Below are 19,207 nucleotides of genomic sequence, written 5' to 3'. Positions count from 1 at the left end.
TTAGCTTTTGTTGAGTAGCAAAGGGACAATTGCTCATAAAACAGCAAATCAATACTTTACTTTTAGTATAAGTTTAGATTAAAATCACGGACCTTATTGAGTAAGTTGCTCAGTAATTTTGCAAAATTAACTAAACTTATTATCAAATTATTATTTTTAGAGGTGATGGCATATGCCAGTAATTAAAGTACGTGAAAACGAATCATTTGACGTTGCATTACGTCGTTTTAAACGCTCTTGCGAAAAAGCAGGTATTTTAGCAGAAGTTCGCAGCCGTGAATTCTACGAAAAACCAACAACTATTCGTAAACGTGAAAATGCAACTCGTGCTAAACGTCATGCAAAACGTGTAGCTCGTGAAAATGCTCGTAATACACGTTTATACTAATTAAATTTTCATTTAATTAAACTCGAGTTCAACAAACCGTGATACCTTGAAAGATAAGAATACAAGGGAATCACGGTTTTGTTCATTGTAATATTATGTAATATTTCTCTATTTTATTCGAGGTTGACTCATGGGCGTGCCTATTCCCCGTACATTCATCAATGATATTCTAGCTAAAGCTGATATAGTGGATGTTGTCAATTCACGAGTAAAACTTAAAAAAGCAGGCACAAATAATTATCAAGCTTGCTGTCCGTTCCACCATGAAAAAACACCTTCTTTTACAGTCAGTAAAAATAAGCAGTTCTATCACTGTTTTGGCTGTGGAGCGCATGGTAATGCCATTGGTTTCTTGATGGAATATGATAAGTTAGAGTTTTTAGAAGCTGTTGAAGAATTAGCGAATTTTCTTGGCTTAGAAGTCCCTCGAGAGCCAAGCAATGAAAAATTTGATAAAAACCAACCGCACTTTCAAAACAAGCGTGATTTATATAGCTTGATGGAAGAGATTAGTGAATTTTATCAGCAACAATTACCTATTAGTATTCCAGCTCAAGCATATTTACAAAAACGAGGATTATCAGAAGAGGTTATACGACGTTTTGCTATTGGATTTGTACCTGATAGCTTTAATTCAGTGTTACGCCAATTTGCTAAGAATCGTTCAGACCAAGAGAAATTATTTGATTTAGGCATGTTATCTCGTAATGATCGAGGTGATGTGTATGATCGTTTCCGTAACCGTATTATGTTCCCTATTCGAGATCGTCGAGGTAGAACGATTGCATTTGGAGGACGAGTACTTACGGATGAACGTCCTAAATATTTAAATTCTCCCGAAACTGTGACTTATCATAAAGGTAATGAAATCTACGGTCTATATGAAGCATTACAAGCCAATGAAACACCTGAAATGTTATTGGTGGTGGAAGGCTATATGGACGTGGTGGCTTTAGCACAGTTTGGGGTGGATTATGCGATTGCATCATTGGGTACAGCAACAACGCCTGAGCAAATTCAACAAGCTTTTCGTGTTACTGAACAAATTGTTTGTTGCTACGATGGAGATAGAGCCGGGCGTGATGCCGCATGGCGTGCCTTAGAAAATGCTTTACCATATTTGGAAGATGGTCGCCAATTGAAATTTATTTTCTTACCTGATGGCGAAGATCCTGATACCTATATTCGTCAATATGGTAAACAAGGTTTTGAAGAATATTTACAAAAAGCTCAATCATTGAGTGACTTTATGTTTGCTCATTTAGTGGCTCAAGTGGATCTTTCTAGCAAAGAGGGTAAGAGTAAATTGGCGGCTTTAGCCGTGCCATTAATCAAACGTATTCCAGGCCAAATGTTACGTTTGTATTTACGCAATTTATTAGCACAAAAATTAGGGATTATTGATCAATCTCAGTTGGAGAGTTTAATTCCGAGCAAAATAGATAAAGTAGAACCTCAAATTGACAAAACACCTACGGTGAAACGTACTCCAATGCGTTTATTAATTGGTTTATTGCTACAAAATCCTGAATTATCTCAATTAGATTATGACTTAGAGCCTTTAAAATCTTTAAAGGAACCTGGTTTTGATTTGTTCTATGCGTTAACTCATCTCTGTCGTGAACATGTAGGTATGAGTATGGGACAAATTTTGGAATATTGGCGTGATTCAAAATACAGTAAACCCCTTGAAATTTTGGCAACTTGGGATCATTTAATCACGGAAGATAAAATCCAAGAGACTTTCTTGGAAACATTGCTTTATCTTTATGTCCAATTTACGGACCAAAATATTGAAAGATTGATTGCTAAAGATCGTAGTACAGGTTTATCCTCAGAGGAAAAACAAGAATTAGCACAATTATTGGCTCAACGACAATAAAACAATAGTTAATCAATCTTAACAGTGGTAAAATCGAAAATATTTGCATTTTATCTTTATATATAACTAAATTTATCAAAGGCGGAAGTCATATATGGATCATAATCCACAATCTCAATTGAAATTGTTAATCGCCCAAGGGAAAGAGCAAGGTTATTTAACTTATGCTGAGGTTAACGATCACCTTCCAGAAGAACTTGTTGATACGGATCAGATTGAAGACATAATTCAAATGATTAATGACATGGGTATCCAGGTGCTAGATAGTGCTCCCGATGCTGATGATTTAATGCTAAATGAAAATATTGCTGACGAAGATGCTGTAGAAGAAGCAACGCAAGTATTATCTAGTGTTGAAGCTGAACTTGGACGCACTACTGATCCAGTACGTATGTATATGCGAGAAATGGGAAGTGTGGAACTTCTAACTCGTGAAGGTGAAATTGATATTGCTAAACGTATTGAAGATGGTATCAATGAAGTTCAAAGTGCGGTAGCAGAATATCCAGAAGCCTTAGCCTATTTAATTGAACAATATGAACAAGTCGAGGATGGTTCAGTCCGCTTAGCCGATATTATTACAGGATTTGTGGATCCTAATGCCATTGCAGAAGAGGAGCATCTTTCAGAATTAGAGGATGAATTATCAGAAGAGGCTGAAGTAGATACTGATGCTTTAGACGATGAAGATGATGAAGAAAGTGATGATAGCGATTCTTCTAGTGATGATGGCGATAATTCAATTGATCCTGAAGTTGCACGTGAAAAATTTACTGCTTTAAAAGAACAATGTGAGAAAACTTTGGCAACAATTGCTAAACATGGTCGTACAGGTAAAAAATCTAAAGAACAAATTCAAGCATTATCTGATATATTCACACAATTTCGCTTAGTCCCGCGTCAATTTGATACTTTGGTTCTTTCAATGCGTAGCATTATGAAACGTGTACGTACAGAAGAACGTCAAATTCAACGTTTAGCTGTTGATTATGCCAAAATGCCAAAAGAATATTTCTTAAAAGCCTTTATTGGTAAAGAAAATTCAGAAGCTTGGTTAGATAAATTATTAGATGGCAAGAAACCATTTGTTGAGAAATTACAACAACGTGCACCAGATATTCGTATTTCTATCGGTCGTTTACAACAAATTGAACAAGATACTAATTTAACGGTACAACAAATCCGTGATATTGGTGAGCGTATCGCACAGGGTGAATTAAAAGCACGTCGTGCGAAAAAAGAAATGGTTGAAGCGAATTTACGTTTAGTAATTTCTATTGCCAAAAAATATACGAACCGTGGTTTACAATTCTTAGATCTCATTCAAGAAGGTAATATTGGTTTGATGAAAGCAGTAGATAAATTTGAATATCGCCGTGGCTATAAATTCTCAACTTATGCAACATGGTGGATTAGACAAGCAATTACTCGTTCAATTGCTGATCAGGCACGTACTATTCGTATTCCTGTTCATATGATTGAAACGATTAATAAACTAAACCGCATTTCTCGTCAAATGTTACAGGAAATGGGGCGTGAGGCAACACCAGAAGAGTTAGCAGAACGTATGGGAATGCCTGAAGATAAAGTACGTAAAGTGCTTAAGATTGCTAAAGAGCCAATTTCAATGGAAACGCCAATTGGTGATGACGATGATTCACATTTAGGTGATTTCATCGAGGATAGTACTTTAGAACTTCCTTTAGATTCTGCAACGGCACAAAGCTTAAAAGCAGCTACTCACGAAGTGCTTGAAGGGTTGACCCCTCGTGAAGCTAAAGTGTTACGTATGCGTTTTGGTATTGATATGAATACCGATCATACCTTAGAAGAAGTGGGTAAACAATTTGATGTAACACGTGAACGTATTCGTCAAATTGAAGCAAAAGCATTACGTAAATTACGTCATCCTAGTCGTTCAGAGACCTTGCGTAGTTTCCTTGATGAATAATTTAAAATAAGACCTAGTTTTCTAGGTCTTATTTGTTTGAAATTACATCAATTATTTGACTCAGTTCTAGACTTATAGCAAATATTTCAATATAATCACCGCACTTTTTAAAAAACATAAACTTCCCCCCTTAGCTCAGTTGGTTAGAGCAGGCGACTCATAATCGCTTGGTCGCTGGTTCAAGTCCGGCAGGGGGGACCATTTAAAAGTTTTATTGTATTCAACAAGGTTTTATCAGGCTAAGCTTTACAAAAGAGTTTAGCCTTTTTTATTGCTTTTCTAAGTGCCATATAGAGGCATTAAATCCACCAATAAAAAGCACCTCAAAATTTAATTAAATATTTTATATGGGTAATTTTTCTACATTTATTTAACAAAAATGTGATCGATGCCTCATAATATAAAAGATATTGATTCTTATTTGTATTGGTATGTTAAACTATTGTTAATTTTTCATCATTGATTAATGAGGTCTTTAAATGATTATTTCATCTGCAAACGACTATCGTCGAGCGGCTAAACGCCGTCTTCCACCATTTATGTTCCACTATGCCGATGGTGGTTCTTATGCCGAGCAAACACTTCGCCGCAATGTGAGCGATTTGGAAGACATCGCATTACGCCAGCGTGTATTAAAAGATATGTCGCAATTAGATACCAGTATCGATTTATTCGGCGAGAACCTTTCAATGCCTGTAACTCTTGCCCCAGTGGGAGCGTTGGGAATGTACGCTCGCCGTGGCGAGGTACAAGCAGCGAAAGCAGCAGATAACAAAGGCATTCCGTTTACGCTTTCAACAGTGTCAATTTGCCCGATTGAAGAAGTGGTGCCTGCGATCAAACGCCCAATGTGGTTCCAGCTTTATGTGTTAAAAGATCGTGGCTTTATGAAAAACGCCCTTGAGCGTGCGAAAGCGGCAGGTTGCTCAACTCTGGTATTTACTGTTGATATGCCAACACCAGGAGCAAGATACCGTGACAATCATTCTGGAATGAGTGGTCCTTACAAAGATATTCGCCGTGTGTTGCAAGCAATGGTTCACCCATTCTGGGCATGGGACGTGGGCATTCAAGGCAAACCGCATACGCTAGGTAATGTGTCTGAATATATGAAAAAGCCGATTGATTTGAATAACTATATCGGCTGGCTGACAGAAAACTTTGACCCTTCTATTTCGTGGAAAGATTTAGAGTGGATCCGTGAATTCTGGGACGGTCCAATGGTGATCAAAGGCATTCTTGATCCTGAAGATGCGAAAGATGCGGTACGTTTCGGGGCTGATGGGATTATCGTGTCGAACCACGGTGGTCGCCAGTTAGACGGCGTGCTTTCTTCCGCTAAAGCGTTACCAAGTATTGCAGATGCAGTGAAAGGTGATATCAAAATCCTTGCCGATTCTGGTATTCGCAACGGTTTAGACGTGGTGCGTATGTTAGCGTTGGGAGCCGACTGTACGATGATTGGCCGCTCATTTGTTTACGCTCTGGGTACGGCAGGTCAAGCAGGTGTGGAAAACTTACTCGATATCTTCTTGAAAGAGATGAAAGTGGCAATGACTCTCACCAGCAACCAGAAAATCAGTGATATTACCCGTGATGCATTAGTGGATTTAAGCAAAATCTAATTATAGCGGTTAAGCATCATTAATATGAAAGAATAAGCCTATCTGATGATTAGATAGGCTTACTATTTTAATTAATCTCGGAAATTATTGAATTGGAAGGGTTGACCTAGTTCTGCACCTTTGACTAATTGAATAACGGCTTGTAAATCATCGCGAGATTTACCTGTTACACGCACTTGTTCGCCTTGGATTTGAGTTTGAACTTTTAATTTACTCTCTTTGATCAGTTTGGTTAATTTTTTAGCCATCTCTGATTCAATACCTTGTTTTAATTTTACTTCTTTACTGTAAGTTTTACCGCTATGTTAAAATTCAGTTGGAATATCTAAAGATGATGAATCAATACCTCGTTTAATACAAGCATTACGTAAAATATCTAATAATTGTTCTAATTGGAAATCAGATTCAGTAGATAATTTAATGCTTTCTGTTTTTTCATTTAACTCAATAGAGGCTTGAACATTTTTAAAGTCCCAACGGTTACTTAAATCACGCTGTGCATTTTCAACGGCATTACGCACTTCATGCATAGTAATTTCTGACACAATATCAAATGATGGCATCGCTCTTCTCCTATAATGATAAATTCTTAATTTTTGTACTAGCACTTAATAAACAGATAAGTGCAGTTAAGTCCGCAAAGTTTACCACAACTTGTGCTTGTTGTTGTACTTTTGGTTTGGCATGGAAGGCGGCACCTAAGTTAGCTATCTTCATCATAGCTAAATCATTTGCTCCATCACCAATCGCAACGGTATTTTTAATCGGAATATTAAATTGGTTAGCGAAGTACCGCAAGGTATCTGCTTTATATTGAGCATGGACAATATCGCCTTTGAGTAAGCCTGTAAGTTTACCATCTACAATATCAAATTGATTGGCTACTGCCGCATCTAATCCTAATTTTTCTTTTAGATTATTAGCAAAATAAGTAAAACCACCAGAGGCAATGACGATACGCCATTGATGTTGTTTTAAGATTTCAATCATTTCTTTTAAGCCTGGCATTAAAGGTAAGTTTTTACACACTTGTTGCAGCAGACTTTCAGGCGCATCTTTTAATGTTCCAACACGACGACGTAAGCTTTGTTCAAAATCTAATTCACCACGCATTGCAGCCGCCGTAATTTTTGAAACCTCTTCTCCTGTGCCAGCTAATTTAGCAATTTCATCAATACATTCAATTTGAATAGCAGTGGAATCCATATCCATTACGAGCAAACCAGGTTCAGCTAGGTTTACATGAAAGTCGATTTTGGCTACATCTAAATGTAAAGCATATGCATGATTTTCATAATTTTTTTGCCAATGGCCTTTTAGTAATATCACAATATTATGTAATTCGTTCCAACAATCAAAAATTTGAAAATTCTCACCGCACTTTTGTTGGAAAGCTTGTAGTTTTTCAATACCTAAATGAGTGCCAAATAAAATAAAATAATCACAGCCATTAGATACTACTTGAGTTGTATTGAATCGGCAGGGAAAGGGAGGGTAATGTTGCTTAATATCTTCAATGTTTGAGCTAATCAATTTGCTTGTTTGCATAATTTAAAAGATCCTGTGGTATTATTATGGTAATCTTAACGCTTAATTGTCTAAATGCTACAATAATATATTGCTTTATGCTTTTGGGGAAATAATTTGCATATCATCAAAGAAAAGGTCATGAAATCATCAATGATTTTACTGATTATTGCACTCTGCGTGCTGATTATGGCGGTAATTTTATTTGGTGTGAATCAATTTAAAATCGGCTCACAGCTTGCCAGTGTTAACCAAGTATCGAACTTATCTCACTTATTGGTTCGTCAGCAGGCCAATCTATTTTCCATGTTATTGGTAAATAATGCGAGTACAGAACGTTTAACTGATAATTTAGAACAATTAAAGAAAAATCAATTTGTATTAGATGCATCCATTTATAATAATACTGGTGAATTATTAGCTCAAACACGTAATGCTTTTGCATTGCGTAATCAACTTGGTTTAGATCATGAGCAACGCCATCTGGAATCTAATGATGGACAACAAATTGTTGAGCCTATTTATTCATCAAATGGTGTGGAAGGATTCTTGCGAGTAACTTTTGATAATAAATATGGGCAAACGACACAAAATAAAATTAATCAGTTATTTCATCGTTTATACGGTGAGTTAATTATTGTTTTTCTGGCTGGAGTGGTATTAGCCAGTTCAGTGCATTATTTTTTGAGCCATTATCGCCGTACAAGACGTGTTCAACTAGAATTAACTCCGCAACCTGTAAAGGAGAATAAGGTTAGTCCGTCATTAACATTTCATCGCAGACGTCGCCGATATAAGTAATAATATTTTTTACGGCTTCGCTTTCTGAAAGTCATTAATAAAAAACCGCACATTAAAGTGCGGTTTTCTTTTATTCAATTTTAAAAACTTTTAAATTACGCTAATGCTTTGATTTGAGCTGCTAATTTAGATTTGTGGTTAGCTGCTTTGTTAGCGTGGATTAAGTTTTTAGAAGCCATACGGTCTACAACTTTTTGCATTTCTAAGAATGCTGCTTGTGCTGCGGCTTTTTCACCTGCTGCTACTGCTGCGTAAACTTTTTTGATCGCTGTGCGCATCATTGAACGTTGACTTGCATTGTGTTGACGGCGTTTTTCAGATTGAACCGCACGTTTTTTTGCTGACTTGATATTAGCCAAGGTCAAACTCCTAAGAATTTCTGTAATTAAACGAAGATAAAATAAAGGCGTAAAATATGCCCCTTTTATGCACGTTTGTCAATGATAAATTAAGTAATTTCTATGGTTTCGGTGAGACACAACCGAATGTTACCACCGTTTTGAATGTCGCCATTAAGCCGTTAAGCGATTGAGATTAACGATGTGGCCGAGATTTTACCAGTTTTTTTCGATAGAATATAGCTTAAAAACTAAATTTCTATACAATTAGCATAAATTTTTATGACAGCGATCTTCAGCTGATCCTATTTCTAACTATTTAGTATCGAAAATAAGAAGATCTTACTAGAGAACAATATTTTGAGTAAAAAACTTCTAAAATCAGGCATTACTGTCAGTGTGATGACTTTATTATCTCGTGTATTAGGCTTAGTACGAGATGTAGTGATTGCTAATATTATTGGCGCAGGAGCGGCAGCGGATGTATTTCTTTTTGCCAACCGCATTCCCAATTTTTTACGCCGTTTATTCGCTGAAGGGGCGTTTTCACAGGCGTTTGTACCTGTTTTAGCTGAATATCAAAAGTCAGGTGAATTAACTAAAACCCAAGAATTTGTCAGTAAAGTCTCTGGTACTTTGGGAGGATTAGTCACTATTGTTACCTTGCTTGCGATGATTGGCTCTCCCGTTGTTGCAGCGATCTTCGGGACCGGCTGGTTTGTGGATTGGTTAAATGATGGCCCTAATGCCGAGAAATTTTCCCAAGCCTCTTTACTATTAAAAATTACCTTCCCTTATTTATGGTTTATTACCTTTGTTGCTTTATCGGGGGCGATTCTTAATAGTATTGGCAAGTTTGCGGTGATGTCGTTTTCTCCTGTGTTACTCAATATTGCCATGATTACGACCGCACTTTTTCTTGCGCCTCGTATGGAAAACCCAGATATGGCATTGGCAATTGGTATTTTTATTGGTGGGCTATTGCAATTTTTATTCCAACTACCTTTCTTGAAAAAAGCTGGATTGCTAGTCAGACCTCGTTGGGCATGGAATGATGAGGGCGTTAAAAAAATTCGAACATTGATGATTCCCGCATTATTTGGCGTCTCTGTCAGTCAAATTAATTTATTGCTGGATACCTTTATTGCTAGTTTCTTAATGACTGGCTCAATCAGCTGGCTCTATTATTCAGATCGTTTATTGGAATTCCCATTAGGTTTGTTTGGTATCGCTATTTCTACGGTAATTTTACCGACTTTATCTCGTCATCATGTTAATCGTTCTGATGATGCGGTAAAAAGCAGTGAAGATTTTCGTAGCACAATGGATTGGGGGGTACGCATGATTTTATTATTAGGTGTACCTGCAACAATCGGTATTGCGGTATTAGCCCAACCGATGTTATTAGTATTATTTATGCGTGGTCAATTTGCTTTAGCTGATGTACAAGCCACTTCTTATGCACTGTGGTCAATTAATGTGGGCTTGTTAAGCTTTATGCTGATTAAAATTTTAGCCAATGGTTATTATGCTCGACAAGATACCAAAACCCCAGTAAAAATCGGGATTATTGCGATGATAAGCAATATGGGGTTTAATTTATTAGCCATTCCTTTTAGTTATGTCGGTTTAGCGATCGCATCCGCAATGTCTGCAACCTTAAATGCATATTTATTGTATCGTGGTTTATCGCAAGCGGGAGTATATCGATTTTCTAAACAAAGTGCGGTCTTTTTTGTGAAAATTTTAATCTCTGCGCTGGTGATGGGAGGTGTTCTATGGCATTACACCCCCGCTATTGAAACTTGGCAAGCAATGACAATGTTTAAACGTATTCATTGGTTAGCTTGGCTGATGTTTTTGGCTGCGATGGTTTATTTCCCTATGCTTGTGATAATGGGCGTGCGTAAACATCATTTGTTAGCTCGTACATCTAATTAGTTTTGTTAGGCTGTTTATTATTGAATATATTTTAAGTTGCCACTAGATCTCTTGCTATAAATAGGATAATTTACCTATTGGGCATGGTTAACAAACCACTATCCCTAAATTTCTTCAAATTCGACCGCACTTTTACCTAAGCATACCTAAGAAGGTTCTATGTTCTATTTAGTGGCAGCTGTTTTGATTTGGGCGAGTGCATTTATCGCTGCAAAATTCAGTTATAGTATGTTCGATCCTGCACTCACAGTGATGTGCCGCTTAATCCTATCGGCATTACTGGTGTTGCCTACCTTCTTTCGTTCTTATCAAAAAGTACCTGTACAGTATCGTTGGCAGATGTGGGGATTAGGTTTATTGAATTTCCCTATTGTCTTATTATTACAATTTATTGGTGTCCGCTATACATCAGTATCTAGTGGCGTAACAATGTTAGGTACAGAACCGTTAATCGTGGCATTATTAGGACATGTTTTCTTTCAAAAGTCAGCTCGTCTATTGGATTGGTTATTAGGTATTATTGCTCTAATTGGTATCGCTCTTGTTATGCTGGGAGCCAAATCAACAGATGAAGTCACAATATTAGGTTGTATGTTAGTATTGCTAGGGAGTATTGCTTTTTCATTTAGTATACATTTAGCACAAAGTGTCATGAAAGCCATAGATCCGAAAGCCTATACTGATGTGATTATTATGACTGGTGCCATTACCTGTATTCCTTTCTCATTGTTGTTAGTGCAAGATTGGCATGTTCAAATTCATAGTGAAGGTATTTTTGCGATTCTTTACTTAAGCATTGGTTGTACTTGGTTGGCTTATCGCCTATGGAGTAAGGGATTACAAGTTTCAACAGCAAATACGGCAAGCATTTTAACTACCCTTGAACCTGTATTTGGCGTATTATTAGCACTATTGCTACTAGATGAACATTTAACTCTCGTGACTTTTTTTGGCATGTTGCTTGTCATCTTAGCCGCGGGGACCTCAGTTTTATCACCAATGTTAATTAAATATCTAAAAAATAAAATGGCACTCTAGCGATGATCTATCAAATAATTGCTATGCTAATTTGGGCGAGCGCCTTTATTGCAGCGAAATATACCTATGAGATTATGGATCCTGTGCTTATGGTACAGTGTCGTTTTTTTATTGCATCTTTAGTTTTATTACCCACTTTTTTTAAAGCCTATAATACGATCCCAAAAGCTTATATTAAAACCATGTGGATCTTGGCATTTGTAAATTTCCCCGTGGTCTTCTTATTGCAATTTATTGGTTTATATTATACTTCTGCCGCAAGTGCAGTCACCATGTTGGGCATGATTCCTTTACTCTCGGTATTGATCGGCTATTTTTTCTTTAATCAATATATCCGACCAATTGATTTACTGTTAAGTATTATTGCATTTATTGGTATCTTATTAACGGTTATTGGAGGGCAAGGAGATAGCCATATTAATGTATGGGGATGCCTATTAGTCTTGGCATCAGCGGTTGCATTCTGTTTTTGTTTATATCTTTCTAAAGATGTTATGAAAACCATGAAATCTAAGGATTATACAAATGTGATTATTGTGTTGGGCACAGTTCTTTGTATTCCTTTTAGTATTTTATTGGTAAAAGATTGGACAATTACCCCTACTTTCAAGGGAATTGCTTCGTTATTTTATCTTGGCTTAATGTGCACTTGTTTTGCCGTTGTTCTTTGGTTTAAAGGAGTACAAACCTCTTCCGTTTATATTTCCAGTCTGCTATCCACGCTAGAACCTGTGTTTGGTGTATTATTGGCAATTTTAATTTTAGGCGATAGATTCTCATTCATTTCTGCCCTCGGGGTGTTGCTCACCTTAGGTGCAATGTTGATTTCAGTATTTGCGCCGTTAATTAAACGGAAAATTTAAAAGTGCGGTAGGTTTTTCAAAAATTTTTGAAATTTTTAGTGCATTATTTTTAATGCTAGATTCTTACCCGCTTTCCTTTAATCTTCCTCAATTTGTGCGTATAATACGGCATATTTTTCTACTTATATTTAATGGAATATGTGATGCAACTTATTCGTGGCATGCAGAATTTACCTAAGACATTGACAGGCTGTGCGTTAACCATTGGTAATTTTGATGGTGTTCATTTAGGTCATCAAGCAGTGTTACAACATTTACGTAATAAAGCCAATGCCTTGCATTTGCCAATGGTGGTGATGTTATTTGAACCACAGCCACGTGAGTATTTTATGTCAATGAATGCTCAGCATGAGCAGGCACCCGCACGTTTAATGCGGTTACGTGATAAATTATATTACTTAAAACAGCTGGGTGTGGATTATGTAATTTGCGTGAAATTCGACCGCACTTTTGCTTCATTAAAGGCAGAATTCTTTATTGAAGATTGGTTAGTGAATAAGTTAAATGTGAAATTTCTGAGTATTGGTGATGATTTCCGCTTTGGTGCAGATCGTAAAGGCGATTTCAGATTGCTTGAAAGTGCGGGTAAAAAATTTGGATTTTCTGTAGAAGATAACCGCACTTTTTTCCTTGATAAGTTACGTATTAGTAGTACCGCAATTCGGCAAGCTTTGGCACAAGATGATTTAGTGAAAGCGGAAGAATTATTAGGTCGCCCTTATAGCATTTTTGGTAAAGTCGTTCATGGTCAGAAATTAGGGAGTACTATTGGTTTTCCAACAGCGAATATTCGTTTACAACGTCAAGTGAATCCAGTGAAAGGGGTTTTTGCTGTACGAGTAAAATGCCCTTGCGGTTCGGTGTTTGAAGGGGTGGCGAATATTGGTCAACGCCCAACCTTAAATGGAGTTGAACAGCGCTTAGAGGTTTATTTATTTGATTTTAATGATGATTTATATGGTAAGACAATTTTAGTCACCCTCTGCCATAAAATTCGAAATGAAATAAAATTTTCTTCTATCACAGCGTTAACAGAACAAATTGCTCAAGATGTGTTGGTGGCACGAGATTTTTTCAAAAGAAATGATTAATTTTGCTTTTATTCATAAACAAAAAACGATATAACTATCCGATTACAAATTAAATTTTATTACAACGTGGAATATACAAATGTCTAACGAAACAATTGATTACAAAAATACTTTAAACCTGCCTGAAACAGGTTTCCCAATGCGTGGAGACTTAGCAAAACGTGAACCAGGTATGCTAAAAAATTGGTATGAGAAAGATCTTTACCAAAAAATTCGTCAATCTTCAAAAGGCAAAAAATCATTTATTTTGCATGATGGTCCTCCATATGCGAACGGTACCATTCATATTGGTCACGCTGTAAATAAAATTTTAAAAGATATTATCATTAAATCTAAAACCGCATTAGGTTTTGACAGCCCTTATGTGCCAGGTTGGGATTGCCATGGTTTGCCCATCGAATTAAAAGTAGAAGGTTTAGTCGGCAAACCAAATCAAAAAATTTCTGCGGCAGAATTCCGTGAAGAATGTCGTAAATATGCACGTGAACAAGTAGAGGGTCAGAAAAAAGACTTTATTCGTTTAGGTGTGTTAGGTGACTGGGAACATCCATATTTAACGATGAACTTTGATACAGAAGCTAATATCATTCGTGCTTTTGGTAAAGCGGTTGAAAATGGCCACTTATATAAAGGTTCTAAACCTGTTCACTGGTGTTTAGATTGCGCATCTTCATTAGCAGAAGCAGAAGTGGAATATGAAGATAGAACCTCTCCTTCTATTTATGTACGTTTTGCCGCAGTTAATGAGAGCTTAATTGAAAGTAAATTTAATTTAACTGAAAAAGGTAATGGTAAATTATCAGCAGTTATTTGGACTACAACACCTTGGACAATGCCTTCAAACCGTGCTATTGCAATTAATCCAGAATTAGAATATAGCCTTGTTCAATTAGGTAATGAGCGTGTTATTTTAGCCTCTGAATTAGTTGAATCTGTTGCTCAGGCTGTAGCTGTTGAATCTTGGAAAGTATTGGGTTCAGCCAAAGGTGATGTACTCGAGTTATTAGAGTTTAACCATCCATTCTATAAATTTAGCGTGCCTTTTATTTTCGGAGATCATGTAACTACTGATGGTGGTACAGGTTTAGTGCATACAGCACCAGATCATGGTCAAGACGACTATGTGGTTGCACGTAAATATAATATTGGCATGGCTGGTTTAATCGGTAATGATGGTAAATTTAACTCAAATGCTGAATTTTTCGCTGGTCTCGGTGTGTTTGAATCTAATGGTAAAGTGATTGAAAAATTAGAAGAAACAGGTGCTTTACTTAAATTAGAAAAAATTCGCCATAGCTACCCGCACTGTTGGCGTCATAAAACACCAATTATTTTCCGTGCTACACCACAATGGTTTATTGGTATGGAAACTAAAGGTTTGCGCCAACAAGCATTAAATGAAATCAAGAGAGTGCGTTGGATTCCTGATTGGGGTCAAGCACGAATTGAAAAAATGGTAGAAAATCGTCCTGACTGGTGTATTTCTCGTCAACGTACTTGGGGCGTGCCAGTAGCATTATTTATTCATAAGGAAACTGAACAGCTTCATCCACGTACCGTTGAATTAATTGAAGAAGTGGCAAAATTAGTTGAACAAAAAGGTATTCAAGCTTGGTGGGATTTAGATCCTAAAGATTTATTAGGTGAAGATGCCGTTCATTACAGTAAAGTGCCAGATACTTTAGATGTATGGTTCGACTCAGGATCAACTTATTATTCAGTTGTGAAAGCACGTCCTGAATTTAATGGTAAGGAAGCTGATATGTATCTTGAAGGTTCTGACCAACATCGTGGTTGGTTTATGTCTTCATTAATGCTTTCTACTGCCACTGATAACAAAGCACCTTATAAACAAGTATTAACTCATGGTTTTACTGTGGATGGACAAGGCCGTAAAATGTCTAAATCTATTGGTAACATCGTCACACCACAAGAAGTGATGGATAAATTTGGTAGCGATATTTTACGTTTATGGGTAGCTTCAACTGACTATACTGGTGAAATGACTGTTTCTGATGAGATCTTAAAACGAGCAGCCGATTCATATCGTCGTATCCGTAACACAGCGCGTTTCTTATTAGCAAACTTAAACGGCTTTGATCCTAAACGTGATATTCTCAAACCAGAAGAGATGATTTCACTTGACCGCTGGGCTGTTGATTGTGCATTGCAAGTACAAAACGAAATTAAAGATGCTTATGATAATTACCAATTCCATGCTGTAGTACAACGTTTAATGCGTTTCTGCTCAGTGGAAATGGGCTCATTTTACTTAGATATTATCAAAGACCGCCAATATACGACTAAAGCAGATAGTCTTGCCCGTCGTAGTTGCCAAACCGCTTTATGGCATATATCTGAAGCCTTAGTACGTTGGATTGCACCAATTTTATCTTTCACAGCAGATGAAATTTGGGGTCATTTACCTGGTGAACGTTCTGAATTCGTATTTACTGAAGAATTTTATGAAGGTTTATTTGCTTTAGATGCTAATGCTGAATTTGATGATGCTTACTGGCAACAAGTATTAGTTTTACGAGCAGAAGTGAATCGAGTATTAGAACAAGCTCGTAACGATAAACTCATTGGTGGAGCATTAGAAGCAGAAGTCACTCTTTATGCAAATGATGAATATGTTGCATTATTAAATAAATTGAAAGATGAGTTGCGTTTTGTACTCATTACTTCAAAAGCAGATGTTCAACCACTTGCAGAAGCGGATGTGGAAGAAGGTGAAGTAAAAGGTTTAGCAATTAAAGTGATTCGTTCTGCTAACCATAAATGTCCTCGCTGTTGGCATTATTCTGATAGCAAAGATGCAAATTCACTATGTTCACGCTGTGAACAAAATGTTAACGGTAATGGCGAAGTAAGACACTTTGCATAATCAGTAAAATTTGCGAAATATTGACCGCACTTTTATTACATTGATAACCATTGATCGGGGCGTAGGTATACGCCCTAGATTATTATGTAGGAACGTATTTTATGTCCCAAACTAAAACTGGACTGTCTTTTCTTTGGATAAGTGCTTTTGCATTTATTTTTGATTTAATCACTAAATATATTGTTGTGAAAAACATTGAGCTTTATGAAAGCATTCAAATTTTGCCTATTTTTAATTTAACCTATGTGCGTAACCATGGCGCTGCATTTAGTTTTTTAGCCGATAATAACGGTTGGCAAAAGTATTTATTTATTGTGTTAGCAATAGCTATTTCATTTGTGTTGGTTTATTTATTATTTAAAAATCATGCTAGTCAAAAATTACAGAATACAGCCTATGCATTAATTATCGGCGGTGCTTTAGCTAATATGGTGGATCGAATCTATCATGGTTTTGTGGTCGATTTTTTAGATTTCTATTGGCAACAGTGGCATTATCCTGTATTTAATGTGGCAGATATTTCAATCTGTATTGGTGCTGGGCTACTTGCACTAGATGCATTTAAAAATAGTGATAAGAAAAAAGCATAATTTCTTTTTTAGCAAACTAATTGATGAGCCAATACAAAAATATCAATGAGTCATAATATGAAAATAATTTTAGCTAATCCACGAGGTTTCTGCGCAGGTGTGGATCGAGCCATTAGTATTGTAGAATTAGCATTAGAAATTCACGGTGCCCCAATTTATGTACGTCATGAAGTAGTACATAATCGTTTCGTAGTAAATGGATTGCGTGAGCGTGGTGCAATTTTTGTGGAAGAATTAGATGAAGTACCTGATGGTGCAATAGTCATTTTCTCTGCTCATGGTGTCTCACAAGCGGTACGTCAGGAAGCTAAACGCCGGCAGTTAAAGGTGTTTGATGCCACTTGTCCTTTGGTAACTAAAGTTCATATGGAGGTTGCTCGAGCAAGTAAAAAGGGCACAAAAGCGATCCTTATCGGTCATAAGGGACACCCTGAAGTAGAAGGGACCATGGGGCAATATAGCAATGACGCAGGTGGTATTTATCTTATTGAAAGTGTTGAAGATATTCTAAATCTTCCAGTAAATGAGAAAGATGATTTAACATTTATGACCCAAACAACCCTTTCTCTAGATGATACGGCAGAGACCATTAGCACCTTAAAAGAAAAATATCCTGCGATCAAAGGCCCTCATAAGAATGATATTTGTTATGCAACCACTAATCGTCAGCAAGCGGTGCGTGAATTAGCAAAATGTTCAGATTTAGTCTTAGTCGTCGGGTCTAAAAATTCTTCAAATTCTAATCGCTTAGCTGAATTGGCCTTACGAATGGGGGTAAGGGCAAAATTAATTGATGGGCCCGAAGATATTCAGCCTGAATGGTTAGAGAATGTTGAAACTATAGGCTTAACTGCTGGTGCTTCGGCTCCAGAAGTGCTTGTTCAATCGGTTATTTCTCATCTAAAAACTTTAGGAGCAAGTACGGTAGAAACCCTTGAAGGGCTTGAAGAAAATATGTTTTTTGAAGTTCCAAAAGAATTACGTATTAAAGAAGTTCAATAATAGAGTAAAGGCGAATAATTAATTTCGCCTTTTGTTTATCTGTCTTTTTTTCCAAAAAAATCTGATTTTTGCGATCTTCCTCGTAAAACTGCGGTGAGTTTCTAGAAAATTTTGCTACCTTCCTTAAAGTAAGGTTTGTTGAATTCTCAACATTGATCAATTAACAAGGAAGTCTTTATGACCAAAATGCAAAAATTTTTATCTTCACTATTTATTATTGGTTCAATTTTAACGTCTCAGGTGATGGCCGCAGAGAAACCTCAAATGCCAAAAACTGAACAAGTAGAAAAAGCTCCAATGAATATGGAAAATAAGGTTAATATTAATACTGCCACCGCTACAGAAATTAAGAATACTTTAGTGGGAATTGGTATGAAAAAAGCAGAAGCCATCGTGGAATATCGAGAAAAGCATGGAAGTTTTACTTCTATTGAACAACTTACGGAAGTTTCTGGGATTGGACAAGCTACCTTAGAGAAAAATAGAGAACGTATTCTCTTATAATTTATTTGCTTATTATCGATCCTTTCTCTTATACACAAAGCAGAATATGAAAAATTCCGCTTTTTTATGATTTCAAGTATAATGAGCAAAAATGGAATAGGAGTCGGTTATGAAACAAAAAGTAGTACTAGCAACAGGTAATAAAGGTAAAGTCAAAGAAATGACAGATGTATTATCTGATTTTGGCTTTGAAGTTATTGCACAAACAGATTTAGGCATTGAAAGTCCTGAAGAAACTGGCTTAACCTTTGTTGAGAATGCATTATTAAAAGCACGCCATGCCTCAAAAATATCAGGCTATCCTGCTATTGCTGATGATAGTGGGCTAGTCGTGGAAGCTTTAGCGGGTGCTCCTGGTTTATATTCTGCTCGTTATGCTGGGATAGAGGGTGAAAATGCTGATGCCGCAAATCGTCAGAAACTATTATCTGAATTAGCTAATGTCCCTGCTGAAAAACGCCAAGCAAAATTTGTGAGTTGTATTGTGATGTTACAACATGAAACCGATCCATCTCCAATTATTGCCGAAGGAGAATGTCACGGCGTTATCATTTTTGAAGAAAAAGGCCCAAATGGTTTTGGTTATGATAGTTTATTTTTAAGTGATGATACCCACTGCACATTTGGTGAATTAGATACAGTCGAGAAGAAAAAAATTTCTCATCGTGCAAGATCATTAGCGGTTCTAAAAGGTAAATTAGGGATTTAACCTTTGATGATAAAAGTGCGGTAGGATTTTAGATAATTTTTTACATTATGAGGCTGTTAAGCAGACCTCA

At 36.6% G+C, this 19,207-nt stretch carries 16 protein-coding genes, 1 tRNA gene and 1 pseudogene; 15 read left to right on the top strand and 3 right to left on the bottom strand.

All coding sequences use genetic code 11. The annotated features are described in order from the left end of the window. The first annotated feature begins 172 nt into the window (after positions 1-172). The 5 genes from rpsU (at position 173) to lldD (ending at position 5,846) form a co-directional block, all read left to right on the top strand. On the top strand, positions 173-388 hold the full coding sequence (gene rpsU, locus HMPREF1052_RS03860) for a 30S ribosomal protein S21 (protein WP_005717672.1): 216 nt from the start codon (positions 173-175) through the stop codon (positions 386-388). A 130-nt stretch (positions 389-518) separates the two neighbouring features. Continuing rightward, the gene (gene dnaG, locus HMPREF1052_RS03855) at positions 519-2,270 is read left to right on the top strand and encodes a DNA primase (protein WP_005759785.1); all 1,752 of its coding nucleotides are present in this window, start codon (positions 519-521) and stop codon (positions 2,268-2,270) included. A gap of 94 nt (positions 2,271-2,364) precedes the next feature. After that, a complete protein-coding gene (rpoD, locus tag HMPREF1052_RS03850; RefSeq protein WP_005759787.1) occupies positions 2,365-4,221 on the top strand; it encodes an RNA polymerase sigma factor RpoD in 1,857 nt (618 codons plus the stop codon). Between the two features lie 124 nt (positions 4,222-4,345). Continuing rightward, positions 4,346-4,422 (top strand) — tRNA-Ile (locus tag HMPREF1052_RS03845). A gap of 278 nt (positions 4,423-4,700) precedes the next feature. Beyond that, entirely contained in the window at positions 4,701-5,846 is a 1,146-nt protein-coding gene (gene lldD, locus HMPREF1052_RS03840) for an FMN-dependent L-lactate dehydrogenase LldD (RefSeq protein ID WP_005759899.1), read from the top strand. 71 nt (positions 5,847-5,917) lie between these two features. On the opposite strand, the pseudogene HMPREF1052_RS03835 reads toward lldD, so the two are convergent. Both HMPREF1052_RS03835 and serB read right to left on the bottom strand, forming a co-directional pair. After that, positions 5,918-6,409: pseudogene (locus HMPREF1052_RS03835) on the bottom strand (YajQ family cyclic di-GMP-binding protein). A 10-nt stretch (positions 6,410-6,419) separates the two neighbouring features. Next, entirely contained in the window at positions 6,420-7,394 is a 975-nt protein-coding gene (gene serB, locus HMPREF1052_RS03830; protein ID WP_005759847.1) for a phosphoserine phosphatase, read from the bottom strand. 96 nt (positions 7,395-7,490) lie between these two features. Here serB and HMPREF1052_RS03825 point away from each other — a divergent pair, with 96 nt between their 5' ends. Continuing rightward, complete coding sequence (locus HMPREF1052_RS03825; protein ID WP_040596249.1) at positions 7,491-8,174, top strand: YtjB family periplasmic protein; 684 nt, start codon at positions 7,491-7,493, stop codon at positions 8,172-8,174. A gap of 95 nt (positions 8,175-8,269) precedes the next feature. Here HMPREF1052_RS03825 and rpsT read toward each other — a convergent pair whose 3' ends face one another. Next, complete coding sequence (gene rpsT / locus HMPREF1052_RS03820; RefSeq protein ID WP_005759828.1) at positions 8,270-8,533, bottom strand: 30S ribosomal protein S20; 264 nt, start codon at positions 8,531-8,533, stop codon at positions 8,270-8,272. 339 nt (positions 8,534-8,872) lie between these two features. Between rpsT and murJ the strand changes: the two genes are divergently transcribed. The 9 genes from murJ to rdgB all read left to right on the top strand — a co-directional run bounded on the left by murJ (position 8,873) and on the right by rdgB (position 19,137). After that, positions 8,873-10,453: a murein biosynthesis integral membrane protein MurJ gene (gene murJ, locus HMPREF1052_RS03815; RefSeq protein WP_005759913.1), complete on the top strand. Its 1,581-nt coding sequence runs from the start codon at positions 8,873-8,875 to the stop codon at positions 10,451-10,453. Between the two features lie 159 nt (positions 10,454-10,612). Continuing rightward, positions 10,613-11,491: a DMT family transporter gene (locus HMPREF1052_RS03810; RefSeq protein ID WP_005759889.1), complete on the top strand. Its 879-nt coding sequence runs from the start codon at positions 10,613-10,615 to the stop codon at positions 11,489-11,491. 2 nt (positions 11,492-11,493) lie between these two features. Then, the gene (locus HMPREF1052_RS03805) at positions 11,494-12,354 is read left to right on the top strand and encodes a DMT family transporter (protein WP_005759796.1); all 861 of its coding nucleotides are present in this window, start codon (positions 11,494-11,496) and stop codon (positions 12,352-12,354) included. Positions 12,355-12,497: 143 nt separating this feature from the next. Further along, the gene (ribF, locus tag HMPREF1052_RS03800; protein ID WP_005759921.1) at positions 12,498-13,445 is read left to right on the top strand and encodes a bifunctional riboflavin kinase/FAD synthetase; all 948 of its coding nucleotides are present in this window, start codon (positions 12,498-12,500) and stop codon (positions 13,443-13,445) included. 79 nt (positions 13,446-13,524) lie between these two features. Beyond that, positions 13,525-16,332 (top strand): isoleucine--tRNA ligase, encoded by a 2,808-nt coding sequence (gene ileS, locus HMPREF1052_RS03795; protein ID WP_005759848.1) that lies wholly within the window; start codon positions 13,525-13,527, stop codon positions 16,330-16,332. A gap of 101 nt (positions 16,333-16,433) precedes the next feature. Beyond that, positions 16,434-16,922, top strand: coding sequence for a signal peptidase II (gene lspA, locus HMPREF1052_RS03790; protein ID WP_005759865.1), 489 nt, complete (start codon positions 16,434-16,436; stop codon positions 16,920-16,922). Positions 16,923-16,979: 57 nt separating this feature from the next. Next, complete coding sequence (gene ispH, locus HMPREF1052_RS03785) at positions 16,980-17,924, top strand: 4-hydroxy-3-methylbut-2-enyl diphosphate reductase (RefSeq protein ID WP_005759783.1); 945 nt, start codon at positions 16,980-16,982, stop codon at positions 17,922-17,924. Between the two features lie 177 nt (positions 17,925-18,101). Further along, complete coding sequence (locus HMPREF1052_RS03780) at positions 18,102-18,428, top strand: ComEA family DNA-binding protein (protein WP_005759911.1); 327 nt, start codon at positions 18,102-18,104, stop codon at positions 18,426-18,428. Positions 18,429-18,537: 109 nt separating this feature from the next. Further along, positions 18,538-19,137: an RdgB/HAM1 family non-canonical purine NTP pyrophosphatase gene (gene rdgB / locus HMPREF1052_RS03775; RefSeq protein ID WP_005759845.1), complete on the top strand. Its 600-nt coding sequence runs from the start codon at positions 18,538-18,540 to the stop codon at positions 19,135-19,137. The last annotated feature ends 70 nt before the right edge of the window (positions 19,138-19,207 follow it).

The sequence above is a fragment of the Pasteurella bettyae CCUG 2042 genome, assembly GCF_000262245.1.
In the GTDB taxonomy this organism is placed as follows: Bacteria; Pseudomonadota; Gammaproteobacteria; order Enterobacterales; family Pasteurellaceae; genus Basfia; species Basfia bettyae.
The sequence above is the reverse complement of the archived record's forward strand: the minus strand, read 5'-3'. Positions and strand labels throughout refer to the sequence as shown.